Genomic DNA, 25,218 nt, shown 5'->3' on the forward strand with positions numbered 1-25,218 from the left:
ACTATTTAAGCTCCTTCATTTGCGTAAGATAGTTGCTTAAAACTGTACGCAGTTCTTCTCTAACTAGATCAGATTTTTTATCAACACTTAGGATGTACTCAATATTTTGTTCTTTGTATGGATGATAAATGAAAATATTAGTTGTTTTATCATAAAGATATACTTCTAGTTTTATATTAGTAAAAACATAGTCATCATCAGAATTAAAAGGCATATAGGTAGTATATTGCTCATATTTATGAATATTAAGAAATACGATAATTTCACAATTTACCTTTTCCGAAATTCTAGTTAGCAGTTCTTTAGAAAGTGGAGCTTTTGCTTTAAGGGGCGAAATAAAGTCAGCTTGTGGTAGAACTTTATAGTTAGGAAATAAGAACCTACGTTTTACTTCTGTACGAAATAATTCAAAATCTTGTGAGCTCTCTTCAGCTGCAACTAAAAATAAAACTGGTCTTTCAGGAAAAGCTGCGTTAATATTACAGGCATTCGAAAAAAAAATTATCAAAAAACAAATTAGAAAAAAGTATACTTTTTTCATGACCAACACTTCACTTTTCATTTAATTTTTTGAAAAAAAGCAATATAAGCTTACTAGAGCTGATATTGCTTAGTTTTTTATAGGCAAACAGTACGAACATATTCCACATTAAAAGCTGCTTGAATTGCAGGCAAATAATTTGCTTCAATAGTAGTTCGTTGCATAGCTGTACTAGTTATTAACATGACGGTAGTTTCATTACGTTTAATTGATTGGATAGTACTAAAGTGTTTCAAAAATGCATCTTCTCCTATCTTCTCTTTTAAACTACTTAAAGCTGGAAATAGATCTGGCTGTTCATTTTTAATACGCTGTTCCAGTGGTGAAAATGGAACAGTAAACACTTTCGCATCTTTAGGACTGTCAACCAAAAATTGTTCATCAGATTCGTCGGGAACGTAAAACCCATTTTTGTGCATACTCATTTATATAAAGCTCCTTTAAATTAAATTATAATCTCCTAAATTATAAGATATTTGTTGCTAAACGTCAAGTTTGGCAGAGTTTATATGATTTATAACTTGCATTATATACAAAATTTATGATAGTATTAATATAAATAAATTTTGAGGTCTTAAGGAGGTGTATCTGTTCTGCAAACTTTTGTAGACAGAGTTTAGTTGGATTATCTAACAATAAGCGTTAATTTAATATTGGTGATTTTTATGGTGGCATTAAATGGATTTTTTGTAGCCGCTGAATTTTCCATGGTTAAAGTACGCGAAAGTAGAATAGAAACATTAGCGCTTACTGGAAATATGCAAGCACGCTTTGCTAAGGCAGTAGTAATGAATTTGGATGCATATTTATCAGCGTGTCAATTAGGGATTACCTTAGCTTCATTAGGATTAGGTTGGATGGGTGAGCCCGCGGTAGCTAAAATTTTAAACTACTTATTCACAAGTTTTGGTTGGTCAATTGAAATATCAAAAAGTATGTCTTTTGCAGTGGCTTTTTCTTTTATAACGGCTATGCACATAGTCTTAGGTGAATTAGCTCCGAAAACATTAGCTATACAAAGAAGTGAATCAGTAGTCCTTTGGACCGCCGTTCCACTAATAATTTTTTATAAATTAATGTACCCATTTATTTGGGTTTTGAATTTTTCGGCAAACAAATTTTTATCTTTTTTTGGTATAAATTTCAAAGAACACCATGATTCAGCCCATTCAGAGGCAGAATTGCGAATAATAATGGAAGAAAGTCATAAGAGTGGTTTGATAGATAACACTGAGTTGATGTTTGTGGACAATATTTTTAATTTTTCTGAGCGCACAGCAAGAGAGATTATGATTCCGCGAACAGATATGGTCTGTCTGTATAAAAATCATTCTTTTGAAGAAAACTTAGCAATTTCTTTAAGCGAAGAACTAACTCGCTATCCAGTTTGCAACCCAGATAAGGATAATATTATTGGTTTTGTTCATATAAAAGATATGCTAGCGGTAGTTGCCAAAAATCAGCCGCGGGAAATTGAACCATTAATTAGAAAGATAATAACTGTTCCTGAAACTATGTCTGTAGCGCAGCTTTTGAAAATTCTACAAAAAAATCGTTCGCAAATTGCATTGTTAATAGATGAGTATGGTGGAACAGCAGGTTTAGTAACCTTAGAGGATATCTTGGAAGAAATAGTTGGTGAAATTCAGGATGAATTTGATGAAGAACGTCCAGAAATAGAGAAAACTGATAAAGGATATTCCGTTGCAGGTTTAGTTTTAGTAGATGATATTAATGAATTATTGAATATACAAATTGACACGAATTTAGCAGACACAATAGGCGGATGGTTTTATACTACTATGGGCGTAAATCCAACAGTAGGCCAAAAAATTGAAGAAGCAGGTTATATTTTCACAGTTATAGATATTGATAATATTAGAATCAGCAGAATTAGAATTGAAAAAAAACCAGTTGAAAAGTTGACAAACTTAAGTTATGCGGATAAAATAAACGTCATGGATTAAATGTTATAATTAAAGCTAAGATATAAGATAAGTAGTATACTTTTAAATTTTAAGAGAGTTCTTGCTTGGTGCGAAAGAATAATTTTAAGTATGCGAATACACTTATGGAGCAGTGCTTTTTAGCATCGGTTAGCACCGTTATCAGCTTTAAAGCGGCTTAGGCAAAAAAGGTGGTACCGCGGGTTAATACTCGTCCTTTCTAGATAATCTAGAAAGGACGTTTTTTTATTATTAAATTATAGATAAAGGTGGTAGAAAAATGTCTGTTTTTGATACTTTAACAGAAAGAGGTTTTATTAAGCAAGTTTCACATGAACAGGAAATTAAAGAGCTGTTAACCAAAGAACAAGTTACATTCTATATAGGCTTTGACCCTACAGCAGATAGTTTGCATGTAGGACACTTTGTTGGTTTAATGGTAATGGCACATATGCAGCGTGCTGGACATCGCCCTATAGCATTATTAGGGGGAGGAACCGGTATGGTAGGAGATCCCAGCGGTAAAGATGATATGCGAAAAATGATGACAGTTGAAACTATTAATCATAATATTGCTTGTTTTAAAAAACAAATGCAAAAATTTATTGACTTTTCCGAAGGTAAAGCATTAATGGTTAATAACGCAGACTGGCTTTTAAGTTTAAACTATATTCAACTTCTACGTGAAGTTGGGGTTCATTTTTCGGTAAATAGAATGCTATCAGCTGAATGTTTTAAACAACGCCTGGAAAGAGGCCTATCATTTTTTGAGTTTAACTATATGATCATGCAATCATATGATTTTTGGGAGCTTTTCCAAAAGCATAATTGTGTTTTACAATTAGGCGGCGACGATCAATGGTCAAATGTTTTAGCTGGTGCTGACTTAATTAGACGCAAAGAAGGAAAACCAGCATTTTGCTTTACTTTTAAACTATTGACTACTAGTGATGGCAGAAAAATGGGCAAAACAGAGAAAGGTGCTTTATGGTTAGATCCAGATAAAACTACACCATATGAATTCTATCAGTACTGGAGAAATATAGCTGATGCAGACGTAGAAAACTGTTTAGCACTACTTACATTTTTACCAATGGAGGAAGTCCGTCGTTTAGGTTCTCTCCAAGATCAAGAAATTAATCAAGCAAAAACCATTTTAGCCTATGAAGTAACAAAATTAGTTCACGGTGAACAAGAAGCTACTGCCGCAAAATTAGCTAGCGAAGCTTTATTTGGTAGTGGGACCAATCTTGATAATGTGCCTACATTTAATGTATCAAAAAAAGAGGTTGAAAATTTATCGCTATTAGATATTCTTTGTGCAAATAAAGTTTTTGCAAGTAAAAGTGAAGGTAGACGTATAATTACCCAAAAAGGATTATACTTAAACGATAATGTTGTGGATAACATTGATTATAAAATAACCATTGATATTCAGACAAACGAAAATATTTTAATTCGTCGCGGAAAGAAAACCTATTATCGGATGCTATTAGTTTAAAATTTCTTGTATAAGAAAAACATTCAGGAAAATATTTCTTGTTGCCTTATTGAACTTTTTGGATAGTTATTTTCTTAAAAAGATACTAATCTAAGAAAAAAGCATTAACAAAAAATTCATTTGTTGTATAATAATTTTAAGAATAAAAAGCAAGGAAGCTTCTATTGGCTATTATGGTCATTAGAAGCTTTTGTTTTTTTGTAAATTTATAAGACAACGGCGTCTTGTTATGCTAATTAATAACAAGACGTCTTTGCTTTATTAATTAGCAAATTGAAAGGAGATAATTAGGTTTGCAAACTATATTTGTATATAGTTTTTGTAATACAGTATATTTTTTGAAAAATTCCTAAAAAAAGAGGAAGTAGATTTTTTATGCAGAATAGTACTATTTAAGAATGGTTAAGGGAGGATTTATATTATGGCAGAACCGGTAATAACTAAAGGAAAGAAATCAAGTTGGTCAGTATTGTTAGGGGCGGCATTTATAATGGCAACATCAGCTATTGGACCCGGTTTTTTAACTCAAACAACAGTATTTACAGCAAAGTTTCAAGAAAATTTCGCATGGGCAATACTAGCTTCGATAATTATAGATATTGGCGCTCAACTAAACGTTTGGCGAGTGATAACTATGAGTAAAATGAGGGGGCAAGACATTGCTAACCAAGTGCTGCCAGGCTTAGGCTATGTAGTCGCCTTCTTAATAGTTTTAGGTGGATTAGCTTTTAATATCGGTAATATTGCTGGAGCAGGTTTGGGTCTAAATGTCTTAGTTGGTGTTTCGGCAGAAACTGGGGCTATAATTTCTGCATTTATTGCGATAGGAATTTTTGCATCTAAAGAAGCAGGAATGGCGATGGACAGAGTTGCCAAATATTTGGGGGGTTAATGATCCTCTTAACTACTTATGTTATGTTTGTATCTAACCCGCCTATCGCCAAAGCAGCAGTTGCTTCAGTTTTTCCGGCTGATTATGGATTATTAATGCTTCCAATGATTACTCTAGTAGGAGGGACAGTAGGGGGATATATTACCTTTGCTGGGGGGCATAGATTGCTGGATGCAGGGATAGTTGGTCAAGAAAATCTTGGAGAAGTTAATAAAAGTTCGATCATCGGGATTGTCATAACAGGTATTATGCGTGTAGTACTGTTTTTAGCAGTTCTAGGTGTTGCTTCATTAGGTGTTAACTTAGCGACAAGTAATCCACCCGCTACAGTATTTCAATCGGCAGCTGGTGATATAGGTTACAAGTTTTTTGGAATTGAATTGTGGGCTTCAGCAATAACTTCAGTAGTTGGCGCTGCTTATACCAGTGTATCTTTTTTACGAAGTTTCTTCAAGGTTATAGATAAATACAATAGTTATTTTATAATGGCCTTTATTGTATTTTCTACAATGGTGTTTGTTACAATTGGGCGTCCAGTAAAAGTTCTTGTTTTAGCTGGTTCTTTAAATGGTTTAATTTTACCAGTTACTTTAGGTGCAATGTTATTAGCATCGCGAAATCCTAAAATTGTTGGAACTTATAAACACCCGATGTGGATGATAGTTTTTGGTATTTTAGCAGTACTGGTTACGGTTTATGCAGGTTCGATTTCAATACAAGGTATGTTAGCTTTGTGGAAATAAGGAGGGAAAGATAATGGATTTAATGAATATGCACCCCAAAGAACTACGTTCTTTAATTCGTCAAAATGAATTGATTTTACCTACTGCTGGTATGGCAAAGGGTTATACTCAAGCTAATTTAGCAATATTGCCTAAAAGTCTAGCTTATGATTTTTTGTTATTTACACAACGTAATCCCAAACCATGTCCAGTTTTAGATGTAACAGAAGTAGGTTCTGCCAAGCCAAGTTTAATAGCTCCAGATGCAGATCTGCGCTATGACATTCCCAAATATCGCATTTATAAACAAGGGGTGCTCGTTGATGAGGTTTTAAATTTAGAAAATTATTGGCGAGCAGATTTAGTTGCATTTTTACTGGGGTGCAGTTTTACCTTTGAAAGTCCTTTGTTAGATGCTAATATTCCAGTAAGACATATTGAAGAAAAATGTAATGTACCAATGTATATAACTAATATCCAATGTAAACCAGCAGGTATTTTTCATGGACCTACGGTGGTCTCTATGCGTCCAATGTCTGAAAAAGATGCGATTCGCGCAATTCAGATTACATCGCGTTTTCCAGCCGTGCATGGCGCTCCTTTGCATGTTGGTGATCCTGAAGTTATTGGGATTAAAGACATTAATAAGCCTGATTTTGGCGATAGCGTTACAATTAAGCCAGGAGAAATTCCCGTATTTTGGGCTTGCGGAGTTACACCACAAGCTGTAGCTATGGCTGTTAAACCAGAGATTATGATTACACATGCACCAGGCTATATGTTTGTTTCTGATTTAAAAGATGAAGGCTTATCGGTTTTCTAAAAATGAGGTGAACTGTCAAATGCAAAATATTAAAATGCTAAATGCAGGCGAGCAAGGCTTAGTCATTGAATTTGGTCAAGCTATTGATGAAAAGATTAATGCTAAAGTTGTCAAATTAACTAAGCTAATCAATGAGACTAAGCTTGAAGGAATAATTGAAGTAGTTCCTACATACCGCTCGCTGTTAGTATACTTTGAGCCGTTGATTTTATCGAGAAAAACTTTAATTGATAAAGTCAACACAATGCTTTCAGAGGTGGATAATCTAACGACTCAACAGAAAGGAAGGATTGTACACATTCCAGTGTGTTATGTGAAAAATGATTTTGCCCCAGACATAGATTTCGTGGCTAAACATAACAATCTTGATGTTGAAGAAGTCATAAATCTACATACAAAACCAGATTATTTAGTTTATATGCTAGGTTTTATGGCTGGTTTTCCCTATTTAGGTGGAATGTCGGAAAAAATAATTACTCCAAGATTAGCTACCCCGAGAACTAAAATTCCAGCTGGATCTGTGGGAATTGCCGATCGGCAAACCGGGATTTATCCCGTAGAAAGCCCAGGTGGCTGGCAACTGATTGGGCGTACACCCGTATTAGTTTATAATCCCCAGTTAGACAATCCCTTTTTGTTCAAAGCAGGAGATTACTTGCGTTTTGAAAGTATTACCGAACGCGAATATGAACTAATTGAAAAATCAGTACTTCAGGGAAGCTATAAACCAGTGTATAGCTTTCTAGGGGGTGAACAAGATGCTTAAAGTACTTAATCCAGGACTACTTACTACAGTGCAAGATTTGGGGCGTTGGGGCTATCAAGCCTTTGGTATGCCTGTAGCTGGAGCAATGGATAGATTAGCCTGTAAAACAGCCAACTATCTATTAGGGAATAGACCGACAGCAGCTGTTTTGGAATTTACGATGATGGGGGGAGAGTATCAATTTTTGACAAATACTTATATTGCTTTAACTGGTGCAAATATGATGCCCATGTTAAACGGGATCCCTGTAAGTATGTGGTCAACGATAAAAATTGCAAGTGGTGATGTTTTGACTTTGACTTATGCTAAAACTGGTTGTCGTTGTTATTTAGCCGTTGCTGGTGGACTCGACTTGCCTCTGGTTTTAGGTAGTAGAGCTACTTACACTAGAGCTAAAGTTGGCGGATTAGAGGGTCGAGCTTTAAAGAAAGCTGACATAATTAATTTTTTGCCCACTGAATTGCCTACGCAAAAGTTATTACAGTTACCCACAGAACTCCAACCAGTGCAACCTAAACAGATAATTTTGAGAGTATTACTTGGCCCTCAAGCGAATGATTTTACTGAGCAAGGCAAAAAAACTTTATTTAGTAATATTTATACTATTAGTAATGAAGCTGATCGCATGGGCTACCGCTTGGAAGGTGAAGTAATTGAACATGCAACTAAACCAGATATTGTATCCGATGCGCTTTGCCAAGGGGCTGTGCAGATTCCAGGGCATGGACGACCTATTATAATGATGGCTGATCGACAAACTACTGGTGGTTATACAAAAATAGGCAGTGTAATTGGTTCAGATTTAAGACTACTAGCTCAAGCTAAACCTGGAGATGAGGTTTCTTTTCAAGAAGTTACCGATAGCGAAGCTGTAGTTGCCTTAGCTGAAGAACAGGAATATTATAAAAAAGTGCAAGATTTTGTTGAAAACACTGCAAACCATGCAAGTACAAAACTTAATCTGACTGTAAATGGGAAAAATTATTTTGTTGAAATTCAAGAAAAATATAGGAGTGATTCTAATGAGCTATGTTGATCTAAATTGTGATATGGGAGAAAGCTTTGGCACCTACAAGTTAGGATATGATGAAGAGGCGATGCCCTATGTTACCTCAATAAATGTGGCTTGTGGTTTTCATGCCTCAGATCCCTTAAATATGCTTAAAACTATTGAATTAGCTAAAAAATTTGATGTAGCTGTGGGGGCACATCCATCATATCCAGATTTAGTAGGTTTTGGTCGTAGAAATATGGACTTAACAGCAGAAGAAATAAAAGCTGATTTGTTCTATCAAATCGGAGCTTTAGATGGAATATGTAGAATTTATGGAGTTAAATTGCAGCATGTAAAAGTTCATGGGGCTTTGTATAACACTGCTGGAAAAAATTTAAAAACAGCTATTGCTATTGCTGAAGCAATAAAAGCTTATGATCCGAATTTATTTATGCTCTGCTTGGCTAATTCAATGATGGTAGAAGCAGCAAAACAGGTGGGAACTAAATATGTCGAAGAATCTTTTGCAGATAGAGCTTATATGGTCGATGGTTCATTAGCTCCAAGAAATCAAAAAGGTGCTGTAATTCATGATGTGTCAGAAGTTGTAGAACGTGTTTTAGTGATGGCAAGAGATAAAACTGTGAAAACTATTGATGGACACGAAATACCTTTAGCAGCTCAAACAATCTGTGTACACGGTGATACCAATGGTGCTGTGGAAATGATAAAATCAATAAGAAAAAAACTTGAGGAAGCGGGTCTTGAGTTTAAGGCTTTTGGGAAAAATTCTTAAGCAAAGTAGCGAAGCTGAGTAAGACGAAAAACAAAAGGGATTGGGTCTATTATTGTAGATCCCAATCCCTTTTAGCTGCTTATATTATTCACACCACAACATTTGACAAAGAACCTAAAAATTACCTATTTGCTATGACTTTAATACCGAAATTATATAAAAACGAACTTATTAAAGAAAGTAAAAGCACTGCTAAATAGGTTGACAGCGCAATCGCTTCGTCAAAGATAATTTTATACTCATAAAGTTTTGTAGTTACTAAATAGAGAAATAATGGATGAATGAAGTAAACAATATTAGACGATTTTGCTAGAAATTTTAAAAATTTTTGCCACGAAACTAAAACAGTATGCTTGATTTCTAAAAAGATAAAGGTAGTAACTATAAAACTGGTTGTAAAGAAAAAACCTGGTAAGCTTAATTGTTGTAGAGTGTTTACCGTTAATTCTAGATTAGCTACTGCAATCATTAGGGAAAACTTATATATTAGTACGCTTAACGATATAGTTAAAAAAAATAAAAAAACTTTAAAATTTCTAGATAGAATTGGCACTATATTTTTATAATTGTTTCCGAAGTATGAACCTAAAATAAAAATAAACAAATAGTGTGGTACCAAAAGATTAAGTCTAAAATTAATTAAAGTTTTTAATAGTTGATTATCAGTAACCGGGGTATAAATCAAAGCTAAGTGATTAAAAGAAATTTGAAAAGTCAATAATATAATAAATCCATAAATAGGCTGGAGATTAATTTTACGTAAAATTATTACCCAAAAAGGCATAGTAGTGTAAAAAATAATAAGCAATAACATAAAGTATAAATGATAGCAAGCATATCCTAGCAATACAGAATGCAAATATCCCAAAATAACAAATAATTTTCTAGTGTTTGTATCGAAGAAAAAAAGATAGTAAAAAAGAGACCATAGAAAGTACGGGACTAGTAAATTTTTTAGTTTTAGCTTTAAAAAGCGGCGGTAATTGAAATTTTCATATAGGTTAAGATTGCTAAATAAGCCAAATCCAGAAATAAAGAAAAATACAGGGATACTATATCGAGAAAAAATTTCCAAAATAAAGAAAAGAAAAGGGGAGAAGTTTGGTGTATTTACGGTGAAAGAGCCCACATGTATTGCTAAAACACCTAACATGCCTAAAATTCTTAAGTAGTCTATGGCAATATTGCGTTTATTCATTTATTGAATCCTTTACAGTATGTTTTTTTTGACCTCTTGTTTATCGTATAATTTTTCAAAATCCTCAATCGTAAGTGGCTTTGAAAAATAATATCCTTGAATCATATCGCAGTTGATTTTTTGCAAAAACTCAACTTGCTCTAGAGTTTCTACTCCTTCAGCAACTACTAAAAGATTAATTTTTTGGGCTAAATCAATTATTGTTTCAATTATTTGTCGACCGTTTTTAGTATTAAAATTTTCATTAAAGAAGGTTCGATCTAGTTTTAAGACATCGATTAATACTACCCCTAACATATTTAGCGAACTGTATCCAGTGCCAAAATCATCTAAAGATATTTTAAATCCTTGTTCATGCAATTGGTAAAACAATGTTTTCATTTTAGTTGCATTTTCAAAAAAAACAGTTTCAGTAAGTTCTAATTCAATTAAAGAAGGTTTTATATTATACTTTTGCACCGTTGAAATTAGCGAAGATAAATAATCGGCATGGTAGAGATGCAAACGCGACTGATTTACAGAGATTGGTAAAATTGGTTGATTGGCTATTCTTCTTGAGGAAAGCCAGCTACAAACCTTATTTAAAACATAATTATCTAATTGAATAATAAAGCCATTTTTTTCAAATAGCGGAATGAACTTATCTGGGGCAATTAAACCTTTGTGCGGATGTTGCCAACGTATAAGGGCTTCGGCGCCTACTATTTTCTTATTTTGCAAATCATATTTAGGTTGGAGATATACTATAAACTCACTATTAATAAGTGATTCTTGCATAATATTTTCTAGTTCTTGATTGTAAACAATTTGTGCGCGAATAGCTTCGTTATAAACAAAATAGAATTTATTCTTAATAGATTTTGCTTTTTCTCTTGCTAACAAAGCATTATCCCCAGCAATATCTAAAGATATAGCTGGGTTTTCTAGAATATATATTCCAGCATACACATTTAAATTGTATAATACATTTTCAGAAAATTTATATGAACGGATTTTTTGAGAAAGAATAGCCAAGCGTTGAATGAGTTGTTCTTTGCTTTCAAATTTCACTAATAAATGAAATATATCCGCAGTAGCTCTGCAGGCTAATTCTTCTGCAGCTAATTCTTTACGGAATATATTTGCAATAAAACGCAGGAGGTTATCACCATGGGCAAATCCCCATTTATCATTTATTATTTTAAACTTATCTAAATCTAAAATTACATAGGCATAGTTATTTGTAGAATTTTCTAAAATTCTTGCAATTTGTTTTTTAAAATAAGACTTGTTAGGTAAATTTGTCAACTCATCATAATAAGCTAGTTGGGCAAGCATTTTTTTAGACCGCTGCTGCAAATAAACAACAACAATAAAAAAACATATAAAAATAAAAATAAGAGCAATGATTAAAAATAAAATATAAGTATCGATTTTAGTATCGATATGCAAAAATTGAATAATAATGAAATTCAAGAGAAATATGCAGGCACACGCGAAAAACAAAAGATTTTTCGTTATTAAAATTTTTTTCATGCGTGGCTCCTTTCTAGTTTTTTAATAAAACACAATTATATTATAGCATTAAAAGGATTATTTGCAATTTTTATAGGTATTTTAAATACGTTATAACTCTATATTTTTTTACTTGTTTGTGATATGCTTAAGAATATACTAATATAGCATATCAATTTTAGGAGGTATTATTTAATGAACGTAGCTTTAATTAACGGCGAAATAGTTGATATTAATCAACCTGTGATAACACTTCAAGATCGAGGTTATAATTTTGGTGACGGAGTGTATGAAGTAACTCCTTTTTACAATAAAAGGTGCTTTACTTTAGTACCACACATGGAAAGATTATTTAATTCAATGAAAAGTTTGCATATACCAGCAACCTATACTATGGAAGAATTGATAGAGTTTCACGAGCGTCTAATTGAAGCTAGTGGCTTAACGCAGGGTTATATTTACTTACAAGTCACTAGAGGTGAAGCTCCAAGAGCGCATCCGTTCCCTGAACAAGTTATTCCCTGCTTAACAATGCATGTACATGAAATTAATGAAAGTCAAATAAAATTACATCAAGAACAAGGTGTTGTATGTATAAGTCAGCCTGATTTAAGATGGCTGAGATGTGACATTAAATCCCTAAATCTTTTGGGAGCCGTATTAGCAAAACAAAAAGCGAAGGAAGCTGGCGTATTTGAATCAATTTTATACCGAGACAGCGAAATAATTACAGAAGGATCTTCATCTAATTTCATGGTTGTTAAAGATGGAATTTTGTGGACACATCCAGCGAATAATTTGGTCTTAAATGGAATTACAAGGCGGGTAATTTTAGAAAAAATTTGTCCAGAGTTAAAACTAAGTTTCGTGGAAAAGGCTTTCGATCTAAATTTCGTAAAAACGGTCGATGAAGCTTTCGTTACTGCTAGCACTATTGGTGCAACGCCAGTCATAAGAGTTGATAAATTTAACATTGGTTCTGGAGATGTGGGCCCAATAACTAAGAATATTCAACGCTCGTTTAATGAGTTCATTAAACTTGAGTGTTTTACAAAGTAAAATAGCGGTGAGTAACACTAGCAATATAACTCGTGGTGCTTTATTATTGGTGGTGGCAGTGATTATTCAGGGTATAAGACTAGTACTACCACTGCCAACTATAGTGAGCATGTTTCTAGTCGGTTCATTAGTGAATTTAGTTTTAATTATTGCAGTAGTTAAAAATAATCTCTCTACAGCTTTTATAATTGCAATTTTGTTGCCTAACATTGCTTATGTTCAAGGACAACTTCTAATACCAATGCTAATACCAGTTGTCATAACAGGTAATATAGCATATATTTGGGGCATTTATAAACTTTTTTCACACAAAAAATATCTTTTTTTAGTTCCAACGTTTAAAGCTGCATTAATGTATTTTTTTACTTTTATATTGCTACAACAAATTCCGTTAACAGATATTGTAAAAAAAACTATTAGTTTTTCTATGGGAATTGCACAATTAGTTACTGGAGTTTTAGGAATTATTTTTTGGATTTTTTTAGAAAAACGTAATTATTTTAGATCTATAAAATAATAAATATGGAGGATAGAACAATGATAAGCGAATATCAAGGAATTTTGCCAACACGTCACCAAAATACCTTTATAGCTGAAGGTGCTCAAGTAATCGGAATGGTAAAAATGGAAGAATATAGTAGCATTTGGTTTAATACTGTTGCTCGAGGCGACGTTAATAAAATTGAAATAGGTAAATATACTAACATACAAGATAATAGTGTTATTCATGTTGCCGATGATTGCGCGGCAATTATTGGCGATTTTGTTACAGTAGGCCACGGAGCGATTATTCATGGTTGTACAATTGAAGACCACTGCTTGATTGGTATGGGAGCAATTGTCTTGAATCATGCAATAATCGGTCGCGGAAGTATTGTAGCGGCAGGAGCTGTTGTTAAAGAAAAAATGATGGTACCTCCCAATTCTTTAGTTGCTGGAGTTCCAGCTAAAGTTGTTAAAACGTTTACAGATGCAAGTCAAATGGAAAGCATTCATGCTCAAGCCGTAAAATATAAAACTTTATGGGCTGAAAGATATGGATTGTTACCTGAAAATGATGGTGAAAAGTATAAAGGCGAAAAAATAGTATAATGTAGTGCCCCCCAATCGTTAGATTTTTAGGTCTAACTTTTGGGGGGCACTACATTATACTCTGCTGTGGGGGTGCTTTTTACTCTTTAATTACAGTTATTAACATGTCATTTTCTGCACAACAGGCATTGCCTTCATCAGTATCAATATGAATCTCATCAGCACAAGCAGTCGACACCCTTGTAAAAACATTTTCAAATATTAAAGCTCTTTCACCAGGAAATTTTAATTTAACAATATCTTTATCTTTAATGCCGTATTTTTCAGCTGTTTCAGGAGCTAAATGCAAATGTCTCGCTGCAATTATTACTCCTTCACTAATTTCAATTTGACCTTGTGGTCCAACTATGGTTACTGGTGAACTGCCGGTTAAATCACCAGAGTTTCTTATCGGTGGATTTAGTCCGATTTTTCGAGCATCTGCAATCGCAAGTTCTACTTGTGTTTGAGGTCTTACAGGACCTATAATTCTAAGATTAGGTAAATTGCCTTTTGGGGTGATTAGAGTAACCTTTTCTTCTGCCGCAAACTGACCAGGTTGAACTAGATATTTCATTGGTGTTAGTTGAGCTCCAGGACCAAATAAAATTTCTAAATGTTCTTGTGTCACATGTAAATGGCGAGCAGATATTCCTAATTTAATTTGAAATTGCATAAAATCGCACCTCGTTTGATTTATTTTTAATTTAGGGAACTGTTTGATGTATACATTATACTATAGGAGTGTTGAAAAATAAAGTTATTGTCTTTGCTAAATTTTATACCGAAAATACTCGATGAAATTATATCATGAAAACTGCTTAATTACAAAAAATACTCAGTATACACAAAAATAGCTGCTTAAAGCATTCTATTTATTTGGCATACTGAGTATTTACTATTTTAGATTAAATTATTGTCTAGATATAACTTTGTTTTTTAGAATTAAAATATCTTGGTTATCTAAGATTATCTCTAATTTATTTTTTTCAACAGACGTAAGTCGATTATACATTAATCTTCTAATTACGAGATTATAAGATTTGTCATTACTTTTTATTAAATTAGATAACATGATGCTGTTTTTAGCATCAGTATTAAAATTTATATTTTTAGTATCAGTAACTTCTTGTCCATAAATATTCGTATAAAAAGCAAATCCTGGTCTTAGAAATTTATCTACGTATACAGGAATATTTTTATTATTAAATTGCGTAGCATAGAAATTTGCCGTACTTTTAACACTTAAAAAATTGGTCATTGCAGGCAATAATGTTTGCATAACTGTAAACATTATGATTAGACCTAAGAAAGTTTGGGTAAAGAGAATTGCTTGAAAATTATTTTTTAATAAAGAATAGATTACTAACAGTAAGGTAACACTTGTAGCCCCTACGATATAATTAGCCCCTAAAGTTAGTTCTGGCAAATAGTTAGGCCCCACAATCCAAACCGCTATAAACAGACCATAGAAAAATAAAGTGCTGAAAATTAAGCTATAATTTTTGTTATAACCATAACGATTATTTAAATATTCAAAGTTCCAAGCAAGGATAATACTAAGTGGAGGGAAGAGTGGAAATATATAAGAAACTAACTTAGTTTTAGCAATACTGAAAAAAACAAAGATAAAAATCCACCATATTTGTAAAAATAATAAAAAAAACTTATCTTGATAATTTTTATTGTTATAAGCATTATAAATACTAGAAATAAAAAAATTTATCCAAGGGAAAAGTCCAATGATTAAAACTGGAAAATAAAAATACCACAAAACTCTGTTAGTATGTTCTGCATTAGTGAAACGGGCAATATTATGTAACCCTAAAAATGTATCGATGAAAATTTGTCCATGAGTTTTATACATAAGAAAATACCATGGGAGAGTAAATAAACAATAAAAGAAAAAACCTAAATAAAAATTCCGAGCTTTAAACAAAGAAAAATTTCTAATAAGGCAAGCGTGGATAAAAATTATTATTCCTGGAAATATGAAGCCCACTGGTCCTTTTGTAAGCGTTGCTAGAGATGCAAAAATAAACATAATTGCATATTTTCTTTCAAAATAAGAAAGTAGAGTAGCTGTGAGAAAGAATAATAAAACCATATCAGTGACGGAGGCTTTAGCTAAATAAAAGAAATTAATACAGGTTGACAAGATAATAGCTGAATTAAAAGCAATATTCTCATTAAAATGTTTTCTCACTTTGAAATATAAAAACAATATTGTTGAAAGAGCAAATAATGATGCTGGAAAACGAGCAGCAAACTCTGAAATTCCGAAAATTTTATAACTGGCAATTACCAGCCAATAATACATTGGGGGTTTGTCAAACCAAAAATCGCCAAAAATTCTGGGAGAAAGATAATCAGCAGCAAGAAACATTTCTTTGGCTGTTTGCGCATATGCTGGTTCATCAGGATCTAAAAGAGGGATATTCGAGATACCCCAAAAAATATTTATAGTAGCAATTAATAATAAAAAAATAAAACGATAATTTATCTGCATAAGTTTCAGTCCTCTTTGTTAGTATTGAAGCCATTTAGTGTCAATGTCAAACCTGATTTTAAGGAAGTAGATAATTCCAAACCAGAATTTAGCAAAAGTGAATTATCAAGAACTGATTTGTAAATATCGCCTGTTTTAGCCGATTCAAATTTTATCTGGGGTTTAGTATTAGCTATAGTTGAAAACATTGCGATTAACTCTAAAAGGCTTGTCTGCTTATTAGTCGAAACATTATAGGTGACTAACGAATGAGGTTTATCAATGCAATGCTTAATAGCTTTAGCAACATCTGCAACATAGATAAAATCTCGTGTTTGTAATCCATCGCCGTAAATAGTTAGAGGTTCGTTTTTAATGATTTTTTTCGCGTAAACGCTGATAACTCCACCTTCACCACTATCGCCTTGACGCGGTCCATAAACATTCGCAAAACGTAATATAGTAGCGTTAATATTCTTTATATTGCTGTATAGAGCTAAATAATTTTCAAAAGTTAGCTTGCTGAGGCCATAAAACGAAGTTGGTTTTGCCAAAAAATTTTCAGCAATCGGTAAAGGCAGTCCATCGCCATAGACTGCTGCACTAGAGGAAAAGATAATATTTTTTACTGCATACTTAAGCATGCAACTAAGAAGGTTAATACCACCACAAATATTTATATCGGCATCAATATCTGGATTATTAATTGAATAGCTAACCATTGTTTGTGCCGCTAAATGTATCACAGTATTAATATTCTTAGTTTTAAAAATATCTTCTAATTTTTTTTCACGAATATCACATTTGAAAAATTCAATATTTGCGGGTAAATTTTCCAATCTACCAGTAGATAAATTATCTACGACTATTATTTTATACTCATTTGGAAAGCTTGATAATAGTTCAACTAGATGGGAACCTATAAAACCAGCCCCGCCTGTAATAAGTATGTTTTTGCTTTTCATATATCTGAAACTCCTTTGTTTTTGATTTTAATAGCTTTTTTCGATATTCTAGCTACTATATCCGGGCCAAAAGTTTTTATCGAAAAATATGCTCCAATAATAAAAGGTAGATACTCAACCATAATTCGCCAAACTATTGCCAAAATACCTACAGTTCCAATTGGTAATAGCGGTTTGAACAGCATAACAAATCCACCTTCAGCAATACCAGCACCGCCAGGAGTTGGTGCAAAGTATAGCAACAGGTTCAAAATTATCATCCGCCCCATAGTTACGAACATATTTATAGTTTCATCCAAACCGTAAAATAAAATAGGCACGACTGCATATATAAATAAGAGGCTTAAGCCAGATTCTAAATAGACACGAAATATACATAGCGGTTTATTGAAAAACAAAAATGTTGCTGTTTTAATTTCTTTGTAGAAAAAATATATTTTTCTTTTCAAACTACGATTTAGTGACTTGGTAAAAAACACTAAAAAATACTCTGGATATTTTGTTCGCATTAATAATACTGAAATAATTGCTAAAATTACTAATGTAGAAGAAAATAGATAAATTGTATTTTTGCTTAAACTGGGGATTAGAGAGTTGTCATAGTGTAGAACAAAAGGAATTGTTGTTATTAAAAACAAGATTGATAGAATAGTTCTAACGAGAACAACTACTGTTGCTTTACCTACAGGAACTCCAGCCTTTTTTAAAAACATAACTTGGGCTATGGCTCCGCCCGTGGCCCCAGGAGTTAAAAGCGCTAAAAAATAATTACTAAATACTACTTGCATTGCTTCTAATGGCGAAATTTGTTGGTCGGTAACTCTTACTAAATGTACAAGTCGAGTTCCATCTAAAATTAGACCGATAGTTAGACTACCTAAGGCAAAAAGTAAGTACTCCCACTTGAATATATTTATTTTTTTTATATTATCTAAATCTATGGTCAAGTAAATGACAAAGAAAGATATTAAAAATATTACTGCTAAAATAAAGGCTAGTTTTTGTAAAAGTTTTTTATTCATATTCACAAATCCTTAAAAGATATTAAGGCAATATTTTTTTCTTTTAATTTTTCTTTTACTTGAGAGCTTAGGAGGGTTTGAAGTTCTAACTCCCAGTTATATTGCCAAGCAAATTTTCTAGTCAAATCTTTGTTGTTATTTCCAGGATGAATCATAATTTCATTGGTCTCGGTCGTTATGTTTTCTAAAATATTTAAAAAATACTTTTCTTGTAAATTACCACCAGCCAACATTCCAAAAAAACTATTAGGTAATGTTAATTGCGCCGCTTCGAACTTTTTTTTACTTAATTTTGCAAATATAGACAAAATTGTTCTTCCTAAAAATCTAGCAAAAGTATAAGGGTAGTTTCCGGTAAAAAAGAAATTTTCATGCGGCAATCGAATTTTAGTTATTTGATTTTTTTGGGCTATTTTTGCAACCACATCATTAATTCCTGGTAAAACATGTAAGTGTTGATGACTGTCTATGTGAGTTAAAATTAAACCATGAGCACGCATAAAGTTTATTTGATTAGATAGTTCTAATTCTATTTCAGAGAGCTTAATTTGCTTTAAAAAAAATTTTTTAGTGAATATTAGGTAATTATCATAAAACCGTTTTGTCTTTGGGTCTAATAAAGAAGGAATAAGCTGCGGATTAGTAATAGGTTTTAATCCTCCAACTAAACATAGGTGAGCACCAATAGACAGTTTAGGGTAATAACTAGCTAAACTAACTGCTGCTTGAAAATAATCGCCCGTAGCCAGAATGCTTGTACTAGTTAAGACTCCCTGGATGTGAGCATTTATTATAGCTTCGTTGATAGCTGGATGCAAAGCAAAATCATCTGCGTTTATGATTAATTTTTTCATTTAAATAACCTTTCTAAACAATTTCAGAAATATAAGGCTTCAATAGTTTTCGGCACATTTTAAACATAAAACATTTTAACACAATAAGCGAAAACGGGCAATTATTTAAAGACCACGTCTGGAAGGAAAAGTTGCAGAACTAACAGCTATTGTGTATAATCAAAAGAAAAGATTTATTCTGCTAAGGAGATTTAATATGAAAGCAATAGCGCTGATTGCCCATGACCGTATGAAAGAAAAAATGTTGGATTTTGTAAAGACTAATCAAGGAATATTAAAAGATTATCAGTTAATTGCCACAGCAACGACAGGAAAGCTGATTAAAGATAATACAGCTTTGGAGGTACACTGCTTTTTATCTGGGCCTATTGGTGGCGATATGCAAATTGGAGCACAAATAGCTTCTGAACAAGTTTCTATGGTTGTATTTTTAAGAGATCCGTTGACTGCTCAACCACATGAGCCTGACATTACTGCTTTGTTAAGAGTTTGCGATGTTCACAATATTCCAGTGGCTACTAATTTAGCGGGGGCAAATATTTTTTTGCAGGCATTGGTGAAATAAGGTGAATATTTCCTTTAATGTCATCACTTTAGCGGTCATAATTCTAGATCAGATAAGTAAGTTACTAATACAAAAACATTTTCAGTTTGAAGGGATAAGCATAGCAGTTATTCCAAATATTTTTCACATAACTTTTATTTATAACAAAGGGGCGGCGTTCGGACTTTTAGAGAACAAACAATGGTTCTTTATTTTAGTGGCAATTGTTTTGATAGTCGCTGCTTACTATCTAAGAAATGAAATAAAAAGATCATCTTTAAATGCTAGATATGGGGTAGCTTTTTTATTAGGTGGAGCAATTGGTAATTTGATAGATCGAATTGTATTAGGTAAGGTCGTGGATTTTTTTGATTTTATTATATGGCCAATATTTAATATCGCTGATATCGCGATTTGTATAGGAGTAGGATTAATATTATGGTCAACTTGGACCGAGAGCGTTTAAATTTAGAAAATGATGTAAATATACTTGTTGAACAAGATTATATAGGAAAGCGCTTAGATGTTTTTTTAGCTGAGAGTACTGGACTAACGAGAGCGAATATTCAACGTTTAATTAAAGCTGAAAAAATTTTCGTCAATAATCATGTATATAAAGCAAATTACAACTTAAAATTAGCCGATAAAATAACTTTATTAGCAATCAAACCGGTACTTACCGATATTTTGCCTGAAGATATTCCTTTAGATATTATTTATCAAGATGAAAGTTTAGCGATTATAAATAAGGCTAAAGGAATGGTTGTACATCCTGCTGCAGGTAACTATACTCATACTCTAGTAAATGCACTTTTGTATCACTGTAAAGATTTATCCGGCATAAATGGTGAATTGCGACCCGGAATAGTTCATCGACTAGATAAAGATACATCTGGGCTGATGGTAGTAGCTAAGAGGGATTTAGCGCACGTAAGCTTAGCAAAACAAATTGAAACTAAGACAGCTATTAGGATTTATTTGGCTTTAGTCTTCGGAAATGTTAAAGCAGATGCAGGTGAAATTAATTTACCAATTGGCAGAGACGAAAAAAACCGAAAAAAAATGGCAATAACTTACAAAAACTCCAAACCTGCCTATACTACTTACAAAGTTTTAGAACGTTTTGGTGATTATACGTTAATATCCTGTAAATTACATACAGGCAGAACACACCAAATTAGAGTTCACTTGAGTCATCTGGGACATCCACTTGTAGGAGATGAAAAATATACAAGTCGCAAAAACAAATTCGGGATAAGTGGACAAATGTTACACTCTGCATTATTGATGCTTAAGCATCCATTGAAAAATGAAAATTTAGTTTGTACTGCTAAGTTACCTACTGAATTTTTAAAAGTACTAAAAATATTAAGAAATAAAAAGGTAACTAAGTAAAAGGAGCGAAAAACATGATAGAGAAAAATGTAATTATGGATAAAGCGGCAATCAAAAGAGCTTTGACAAGAGTGGCACACGAAATTTTGGAAAAAAATAAAGGTGTAGAAGATATTGTTTTATTGGGAATTCGTTCCAGGGGAGTTCCCTTGGCGAGCAGAATTGCAGAATTAATTAAAAATATTGAGGGGAAAGTTATTCCAGTGGGTTCATTAGATATAACCATGTATCGTGATGATCTATCCCGCTTAGACTATCAACCAATTGTTAATGCTACACATATTAATTTTAATATTGATAATAAAAAAGTTATTTTGGTAGATGATGTTCTCTATACTGGTCGAACAACTCGCGCTGCTATGGATGCTGTTATGGATTATGGACGTCCTCAAAATATACAACTAGCCGTTTTAATTGATCGTGGTCATCGTGAATTGCCAATTCGAGCTGATTATATTGGCAAAAATGTGCCTAGTGCTCAGAAAGAGATTATTACTGTCTTTCTTGAAGATATAGATTTAAATGAAGCTGAAAGAGTTGTTATTTCTCAATAAATCATAATATGTGGGAAGTGAGATAGTGCCGGAAATTAAATCTGAAACAGAAATTATGTATCATGTTGGGTTATCTAAAGAGATGCTAAGTGGAGCTAAATACGCTGTACTTCCAGGGGATCCAGGCAGGGTTGAAAAAATTTGTCAAAAATTAGGGCATAAATATATTGCACTCAATTTTAATCGTGAATACAAAAGCATGCTTGTCTATCTAAATGAAGAACCAGTTTTGGTTTGTTCTACAGGAATGGGAGGACCATCGGTAGCTATTTGCTTGGAAGAATTAACTAGTTTAGGTATAAAAAAATTTATTAGAGTGGGTACAACTGGAGCGATTCAAGAGCGGATCAAAATGGGAGATGTTATAATCAATAATGCTGCGATTAGATTAGATGGCACATCAACCCATTATGCGCCCTTAGAGTATCCTGCTATAGCCGATGTACACTTAACACAAGCCTTTATGAATGTGGCTCGCGAACAAGCGATAAATTTCCATGTTGGGATAAGTGTTTCATCGGATAGCTTTTGGCCAGGGCAAGAACGTTATAATAGTTTTACTGGTTATGTTTTACGCAAGTTTCAAGGTAGTTTGCAAGAATGGAAAAACTTGGGTGCATTAAACTACGAGATGGAAACAGCGACGCTCTTCACAGTAGGGCAAGTTTTTGCTGTACAAACTATAGCAATTTGTTTAGTTGTTGCTAAAAGAGATGAAAGCGAGAGTGTGCTGTCTAAGATCCATTGGTCTAATTCAGAAAACCAAATGTATATTTTTTTAAAAAGCGCTTTATTGTACTGTCTAAAAAATAATATTTAAAGGTTAAACTTAAAGCAGGAAAAGTGAAGATTATAGCGAATATGTAAGATAGAGGATAGCAACATCAAATAAATCTATATCTGAAGGAGTGATAATGGTATGCAAGAAGAAAAAATTGATATCCTAAAAGTTTCGTCTAAATCTAATCCTAGTTCAGTAGCTGGAGCTTTGGCCGGAGTGTTAAAGACAAAAAATTCAGTAGAAATTCAAGCTATTGGTGCAGGAGCTTTAAATCAATCTATAAAAGCAGTAGCAATTGCAAGGGGGTTTGTTGCTCCTCATGGCATAGATTTGATTTGTGTGCCTGCTTTTGCAGAAGTGATAATTGATGGCGAAGAGCGTACTGCAATTAAATTGATTGTTGAACCTAGATAAATAAAGCAGCACCCCCCGAAAATATTTTAGGGGGGTTTTTAATATTAAATTACTATTTTTTTATGGAGGTCAAATAAAAAATGAAAATTAATTTAGCGGATAAAATTACAACACAAGACACCATCGCGGTAGGTATATGGAAAAGCATTAGTGGCGATTGCAATTATAATCAAGAGTTACCTAAAGAAATTTTAGATATTGTTAAATATACTTTGAATCATGAGTTAGAGTCTTATAAGGAAACATATCAAAAAATATTTTGCTTGAAAAAAGGGCGTGGTTTTGTAAAAATATTAGTCTGGGGTCTAGGAGAACAGACTGAAGATATCAGTGTTTCTTTAAGAAACGCAGCAGCAAATCTAGTTAGATTTTGTATTAAAGAAAAACTTCAAAATTTAAGTTGTATTTTGCCAAATAATGAATTACTATTTTTTGATTATAACTTTCAAGCGTTATTAGAAGGATTTTATTTAGGAAACTACTGTTTTGATCAGTATAAAAGTAAAAAAGAAATATCTAAATTGCAAACACTCACTATCGCTGCTAAAACTGTTCCAGTTGAAAATTTTTCAACTATTAACAAAACAGCAGAAATTTTAAGTAAAAATGTTATTTTAGCTCGCGATTTGACTAATATGCCGGCAAATGAGTTAAATCCTAAAAAAATTGCTAAATTAGCTGAAAAAATGGTAAAAAAATTGCCGCTAAAAATTAATGTTTTATCAGAAAAAGAATTACAAAAAAACAACCTTAATGCTTTGTTAGCAGTAGCAAGCGGCTCAACCAATAGCCCTTATATGATAGTTTTAAATTATCAAGGAGCCCCTGAAAACAAAGAAGTTTTAGGATTAGTTGGTAAAGGGGTAACTTTTGATAGTGGTGGAATAAGTTTAAAGCCAGCAGAAGGAATGCAAGAAATGAAAGACGATATGGCTGGTGCAGCAACAGTTTTAGGCTCAATCCTAGCTATTGCTGAACTAGGGCTATCATGCAATGTTTTAGCAGTAATCCCTTGTGTCGAAAACATGCCATCAGGAAATGCTTATCGACCTGGCGACATAATTACAGCTATGAATGGAAAAACTATAGAAATTATTAGCACCGATGCTGAAGGTCGGTTGATTTTAGCTGATGCCCTTTGCTATGCTGAAAATTTTGGGGCTACAAAAATAATAGATGTTGCCACTTTAACTGGAGCGTGTATGGTTGCATTAGGGCAGGTATATGCAGGTAGCATTACTAATAGTATGGAATTTCATGATTTGTTATCTACGGCAAGTAAAAAAACAGATGAGAAATTATGGTTGATGCCTAACGATCAAGAATATAAGAAATTACTTAAAAGCGAATTTGCAGATTTGAAAAATAGTGGTGGTAGATTTGCAGGTATGATTAGTGCCGGATTATTTTTGGAGGAATTTGTGAGTAAAAATTGGATTCACATTGATATTGCACCCACGGCAACTGTGCCTGAAAACAATGGCTATATAAGTAAGGGAGCAACTGGTTATGGTGTGCGCTTATTGGTACAATTAGTGCAAGAGGTTTTCAAATGCTAACAGATTTACATATGCATACTAATTGTTCCGATGGTAATTTAGAGCCAGAGGAACTGGTATTGGCGGCTGTCAACAATGGTTTATCAGTTATATCCATAACAGATCATGATGTTGTAAAAGCTTACGATTTAGCCCAAAAATTTATCATGAACCAAAAATTACCTTTAAAAATAATTTCCGGGGTAGAAATTAATACTAATAGCGCTAATAGAGAAGTTCATGTTCTCGGTTATCACATTGATACAACTTCTGGAAAACTGGCAGAAAGACTTAAAATGCTTCAAACCGAAAGAGTTTTAAGAGTCGAAAAAATTCTTCTTAAGCTTAAGCAATTAGGTTATGGACTAGATAAGGCCGATATTTTAAGCGTAACACGTGAAGTTATTTCTTTGGGACGTCCCCATATCGCCAAAGCCTTAATTAATAAAGGGTATTTCGCAAATAAAGCAGAAGTTTTTGACAAGCTATTAGCCAACGGGGCACCAGCTTATGTACCCCATGTTAAATTGGAGGTGGGTGAAGCCGTGAATCTAATAAATAACGCGGGCGGAATAGCTGTTTTAGCTCACCCAGGTTTAATAAAAGATGATATGCTAGTTGAAAACCTATTGGATAATTATAATTTTCAAGGCTTGGAAGTATATTATCCCCAACATACACCAATGCAAATAGCCAAATATCTAGCTTGGGCTAACATTAGGAATTTATTAGTTTCTGGAGGATCGGATTTTCATGGTGTTTCAGGTCGCTATCCCAGTAAATTGGGTGTATTTTCAATATCAAATGAAATAAACAAAGATTTGATTGCCTGGAAAACGCCTAAACTAACATCTTGAAAT

26 protein-coding genes, 1 pseudogene and 1 other annotated feature are annotated in these 25,218 nt (G+C 33.0%); of the genes and pseudogenes, 18 read left to right on the forward strand and 9 right to left on the reverse strand.

Features of this window, described 5'->3' with window-relative positions:
• Position 1 precedes the first annotated feature (1 nt).
• Together SUCMO_RS0105740 and SUCMO_RS0105745 are read right to left on the reverse strand one after the other, a co-directional pair.
• On the reverse strand, positions 2-508 hold the full coding sequence (locus SUCMO_RS0105740; protein WP_156819256.1) for a hypothetical protein: 507 nt from the start codon (positions 506-508) through the stop codon (positions 2-4).
• A 110-nt stretch (positions 509-618) separates the two neighbouring features.
• Positions 619-966: a DnaA N-terminal domain-containing protein gene (locus SUCMO_RS0105745; protein ID WP_019879619.1), complete on the reverse strand. Its 348-nt coding sequence runs from the start codon at positions 964-966 to the stop codon at positions 619-621.
• Positions 967-1,161: 195 nt separating this feature from the next.
• On the opposite strand from SUCMO_RS0105745, the gene SUCMO_RS10425 reads away from it, so the two are divergent.
• The 7 genes and pseudogenes from SUCMO_RS10425 (at position 1,162) to SUCMO_RS0105780 (ending at position 8,981) form a co-directional block, all read left to right on the forward strand.
• Complete coding sequence (locus tag SUCMO_RS10425; protein WP_051084557.1) at positions 1,162-2,508, forward strand: hemolysin family protein; 1,347 nt, start codon at positions 1,162-1,164, stop codon at positions 2,506-2,508.
• A gap of 8 nt (positions 2,509-2,516) precedes the next feature.
• Positions 2,517-2,709, forward strand: a binding site (T-box leader).
• Between the two features lie 58 nt (positions 2,710-2,767).
• Complete coding sequence (tyrS, locus tag SUCMO_RS0105755) at positions 2,768-3,988, forward strand: tyrosine--tRNA ligase (RefSeq protein WP_019879621.1); 1,221 nt, start codon at positions 2,768-2,770, stop codon at positions 3,986-3,988.
• A 421-nt stretch (positions 3,989-4,409) separates the two neighbouring features.
• A pseudogene (locus SUCMO_RS11695) lies at positions 4,410-5,623 on the forward strand (NRAMP family divalent metal transporter).
• 13 nt (positions 5,624-5,636) lie between these two features.
• Entirely contained in the window at positions 5,637-6,425 is a 789-nt protein-coding gene (locus SUCMO_RS0105765; RefSeq protein ID WP_019879624.1) for a putative hydro-lyase, read from the forward strand.
• Between the two features lie 19 nt (positions 6,426-6,444).
• Positions 6,445-7,191 (forward strand): 5-oxoprolinase subunit PxpB, encoded by a 747-nt coding sequence (gene pxpB / locus SUCMO_RS0105770; protein ID WP_019879625.1) that lies wholly within the window; start codon positions 6,445-6,447, stop codon positions 7,189-7,191.
• Complete coding sequence (locus tag SUCMO_RS0105775; protein WP_019879626.1) at positions 7,184-8,227, forward strand: 5-oxoprolinase subunit C family protein; 1,044 nt, start codon at positions 7,184-7,186, stop codon at positions 8,225-8,227. Before pxpB ends, SUCMO_RS0105775 begins: the two co-directional genes overlap by 8 nt.
• Entirely contained in the window at positions 8,214-8,981 is a 768-nt protein-coding gene (locus SUCMO_RS0105780; RefSeq protein ID WP_019879627.1) for a LamB/YcsF family protein, read from the forward strand. Before SUCMO_RS0105775 ends, SUCMO_RS0105780 begins: the two co-directional genes overlap by 14 nt.
• Positions 8,982-9,102: 121 nt before the next feature.
• Here SUCMO_RS0105780 and SUCMO_RS10985 read toward each other — a convergent pair whose 3' ends face one another.
• Together SUCMO_RS10985 and SUCMO_RS10440 are read right to left on the reverse strand one after the other, a co-directional pair.
• Positions 9,103-10,179 carry an acyltransferase gene (locus SUCMO_RS10985; RefSeq protein ID WP_019879628.1) on the reverse strand — a complete coding sequence of 359 codons (1,077 nt, stop codon included), beginning with the start codon at positions 10,177-10,179 and terminating at the stop codon, positions 9,103-9,105.
• A gap of 12 nt (positions 10,180-10,191) precedes the next feature.
• Positions 10,192-11,496: a putative bifunctional diguanylate cyclase/phosphodiesterase gene (locus tag SUCMO_RS10440; protein WP_169336619.1), complete on the reverse strand. Its 1,305-nt coding sequence runs from the start codon at positions 11,494-11,496 to the stop codon at positions 10,192-10,194.
• A 372-nt stretch (positions 11,497-11,868) separates the two neighbouring features.
• On the opposite strand from SUCMO_RS10440, the gene dat reads away from it, so the two are divergent.
• Genes dat through SUCMO_RS0105805 form a run of 3 tightly spaced genes read left to right on the forward strand, consistent with a single transcriptional unit; the run spans position 11,869 to position 13,824 of the window.
• Entirely contained in the window at positions 11,869-12,732 is an 864-nt protein-coding gene (gene dat, locus SUCMO_RS0105795; RefSeq protein ID WP_019879630.1) for a D-amino-acid transaminase, read from the forward strand.
• Positions 12,698-13,249: a hypothetical protein gene (locus SUCMO_RS0105800; RefSeq protein ID WP_156819257.1), complete on the forward strand. Its 552-nt coding sequence runs from the start codon at positions 12,698-12,700 to the stop codon at positions 13,247-13,249. Before dat ends, SUCMO_RS0105800 begins: the two co-directional genes overlap by 35 nt.
• Before the next feature lie 20 nt (positions 13,250-13,269).
• Complete coding sequence (locus SUCMO_RS0105805) at positions 13,270-13,824, forward strand: gamma carbonic anhydrase family protein (protein ID WP_019879633.1); 555 nt, start codon at positions 13,270-13,272, stop codon at positions 13,822-13,824.
• Positions 13,825-13,903: 79 nt separating this feature from the next.
• Here the strand turns inward: SUCMO_RS0105805 and pduL are convergent, their stop codons facing one another.
• The 5 genes from pduL to SUCMO_RS0105830 form a co-directional block, all read right to left on the reverse strand.
• Entirely contained in the window at positions 13,904-14,479 is a 576-nt protein-coding gene (gene pduL, locus SUCMO_RS0105810) for a phosphate propanoyltransferase (RefSeq protein WP_019879634.1), read from the reverse strand.
• Between the two features lie 237 nt (positions 14,480-14,716).
• Complete coding sequence (locus tag SUCMO_RS0105815; RefSeq protein WP_019879635.1) at positions 14,717-16,312, reverse strand: ArnT family glycosyltransferase; 1,596 nt, start codon at positions 16,310-16,312, stop codon at positions 14,717-14,719.
• Positions 16,313-16,317: 5 nt separating this feature from the next.
• Positions 16,318-17,256: an NAD-dependent epimerase/dehydratase family protein gene (locus tag SUCMO_RS0105820; protein ID WP_019879636.1), complete on the reverse strand. Its 939-nt coding sequence runs from the start codon at positions 17,254-17,256 to the stop codon at positions 16,318-16,320.
• Positions 17,253-18,278: a lysylphosphatidylglycerol synthase transmembrane domain-containing protein gene (locus SUCMO_RS0105825; protein WP_019879637.1), complete on the reverse strand. Its 1,026-nt coding sequence runs from the start codon at positions 18,276-18,278 to the stop codon at positions 17,253-17,255. Before SUCMO_RS0105825 ends, SUCMO_RS0105820 begins: the two co-directional genes overlap by 4 nt.
• A gap of 2 nt (positions 18,279-18,280) precedes the next feature.
• Positions 18,281-19,132, reverse strand: a complete 852-nt coding sequence (locus SUCMO_RS0105830; protein ID WP_019879638.1) for a ChbG/HpnK family deacetylase — start codon at positions 19,130-19,132, stop codon at positions 18,281-18,283.
• 196 nt (positions 19,133-19,328) lie between these two features.
• Between SUCMO_RS0105830 and SUCMO_RS0105835 the strand changes: the two genes are divergently transcribed.
• From SUCMO_RS0105835 to SUCMO_RS0105870, 8 genes are all read left to right on the forward strand, one after another.
• Positions 19,329-19,697, forward strand: coding sequence for a methylglyoxal synthase (locus SUCMO_RS0105835; RefSeq protein WP_019879639.1), 369 nt, complete (start codon positions 19,329-19,331; stop codon positions 19,695-19,697).
• Between the two features lies 1 nt (position 19,698).
• Positions 19,699-20,142 (forward strand): signal peptidase II, encoded by a 444-nt coding sequence (gene lspA / locus SUCMO_RS0105840; protein ID WP_019879641.1) that lies wholly within the window; start codon positions 19,699-19,701, stop codon positions 20,140-20,142.
• Positions 20,115-21,071 carry an RluA family pseudouridine synthase gene (locus SUCMO_RS0105845; protein WP_019879642.1) on the forward strand — a complete coding sequence of 319 codons (957 nt, stop codon included), beginning with the start codon at positions 20,115-20,117 and terminating at the stop codon, positions 21,069-21,071. Before lspA ends, SUCMO_RS0105845 begins: the two co-directional genes overlap by 28 nt.
• A gap of 14 nt (positions 21,072-21,085) precedes the next feature.
• Complete coding sequence (gene pyrR, locus SUCMO_RS0105850) at positions 21,086-21,625, forward strand: bifunctional pyr operon transcriptional regulator/uracil phosphoribosyltransferase PyrR (protein ID WP_019879643.1); 540 nt, start codon at positions 21,086-21,088, stop codon at positions 21,623-21,625.
• Between the two features lie 55 nt (positions 21,626-21,680).
• A complete protein-coding gene (udp, locus tag SUCMO_RS0105855) occupies positions 21,681-22,445 on the forward strand; it encodes a uridine phosphorylase (protein ID WP_156819297.1) in 765 nt (254 codons plus the stop codon).
• A gap of 114 nt (positions 22,446-22,559) precedes the next feature.
• Entirely contained in the window at positions 22,560-22,820 is a 261-nt protein-coding gene (locus SUCMO_RS0105860) for a stage V sporulation protein S (RefSeq protein WP_028953908.1), read from the forward strand.
• 80 nt (positions 22,821-22,900) lie between these two features.
• Entirely contained in the window at positions 22,901-24,379 is a 1,479-nt protein-coding gene (locus SUCMO_RS10445; RefSeq protein ID WP_019879646.1) for a leucyl aminopeptidase, read from the forward strand.
• On the forward strand, positions 24,373-25,215 hold the full coding sequence (locus SUCMO_RS0105870; RefSeq protein ID WP_019879647.1) for a PHP domain-containing protein: 843 nt from the start codon (positions 24,373-24,375) through the stop codon (positions 25,213-25,215). Before SUCMO_RS10445 ends, SUCMO_RS0105870 begins: the two co-directional genes overlap by 7 nt.
• Positions 25,216-25,218: the final 3 nt, after the last annotated feature.

The organism is Succinispira mobilis DSM 6222 (genome assembly GCF_000384135.1).
Classification (GTDB): Bacteria; Bacillota; Negativicutes; order Acidaminococcales; family Succinispiraceae; genus Succinispira; species Succinispira mobilis.

Bases quoted from the DNA above. Each gene is read 5' to 3' on its own strand.
- SUCMO_RS0105805 (WP_019879633.1), top strand. From the start codon at position 13,270: ATGATAAGCGAATATCAAGGAATTTTGCCAACACGTCACCAAAATACC.
- SUCMO_RS0105780 (WP_019879627.1), top strand. From the start codon at position 8,214: ATGAGCTATGTTGATCTAAATTGTGATATGGGAGAAAGCTTTGGCACC.
- tyrS (WP_019879621.1), top strand. From the start codon at position 2,768: ATGTCTGTTTTTGATACTTTAACAGAAAGAGGTTTTATTAAGCAAGTT.
- SUCMO_RS0105745 (WP_019879619.1), bottom strand. From the start codon at position 966: ATGAGTATGCACAAAAATGGGTTTTACGTTCCCGACGAATCTGATGAA.
- pxpB (WP_019879625.1), top strand. From the start codon at position 6,445: ATGCAAAATATTAAAATGCTAAATGCAGGCGAGCAAGGCTTAGTCATT.
- SUCMO_RS0105765 (WP_019879624.1), top strand. From the start codon at position 5,637: ATGGATTTAATGAATATGCACCCCAAAGAACTACGTTCTTTAATTCGT.
- SUCMO_RS0105815 (WP_019879635.1), bottom strand. From the start codon at position 16,312: ATGCAGATAAATTATCGTTTTATTTTTTTATTATTAATTGCTACTATA.
- SUCMO_RS0105835 (WP_019879639.1), top strand. From the start codon at position 19,329: ATGAAAGCAATAGCGCTGATTGCCCATGACCGTATGAAAGAAAAAATG.
- SUCMO_RS10440 (WP_169336619.1), bottom strand. From the start codon at position 11,496: ATGCTTGCCCAACTAGCTTATTATGATGAGTTGACAAATTTACCTAAC.
- SUCMO_RS0105830 (WP_019879638.1), bottom strand. From the start codon at position 19,132: ATGAAAAAATTAATCATAAACGCAGATGATTTTGCTTTGCATCCAGCT.
- SUCMO_RS0105845 (WP_019879642.1), top strand. From the start codon at position 20,115: ATGGTCAACTTGGACCGAGAGCGTTTAAATTTAGAAAATGATGTAAAT.
- SUCMO_RS0105800 (WP_156819257.1), top strand. From the start codon at position 12,698: ATGAGTTCATTAAACTTGAGTGTTTTACAAAGTAAAATAGCGGTGAGT.
- SUCMO_RS10445 (WP_019879646.1), top strand. From the start codon at position 22,901: ATGAAAATTAATTTAGCGGATAAAATTACAACACAAGACACCATCGCG.
- pyrR (WP_019879643.1), top strand. From the start codon at position 21,086: ATGATAGAGAAAAATGTAATTATGGATAAAGCGGCAATCAAAAGAGCT.
- SUCMO_RS0105825 (WP_019879637.1), bottom strand. From the start codon at position 18,278: ATGAATAAAAAACTTTTACAAAAACTAGCCTTTATTTTAGCAGTAATA.
- SUCMO_RS10985 (WP_019879628.1), bottom strand. From the start codon at position 10,179: ATGAATAAACGCAATATTGCCATAGACTACTTAAGAATTTTAGGCATG.
- udp (WP_156819297.1), top strand. From the start codon at position 21,681: ATGTATCATGTTGGGTTATCTAAAGAGATGCTAAGTGGAGCTAAATAC.
- pduL (WP_019879634.1), bottom strand. From the start codon at position 14,479: ATGCAATTTCAAATTAAATTAGGAATATCTGCTCGCCATTTACATGTG.
- SUCMO_RS0105870 (WP_019879647.1), top strand. From the start codon at position 24,373: ATGCTAACAGATTTACATATGCATACTAATTGTTCCGATGGTAATTTA.
- dat (WP_019879630.1), top strand. From the start codon at position 11,869: ATGAACGTAGCTTTAATTAACGGCGAAATAGTTGATATTAATCAACCT.
- SUCMO_RS0105775 (WP_019879626.1), top strand. From the start codon at position 7,184: ATGCTTAAAGTACTTAATCCAGGACTACTTACTACAGTGCAAGATTTG.
- SUCMO_RS0105820 (WP_019879636.1), bottom strand. From the start codon at position 17,256: ATGAAAAGCAAAAACATACTTATTACAGGCGGGGCTGGTTTTATAGGT.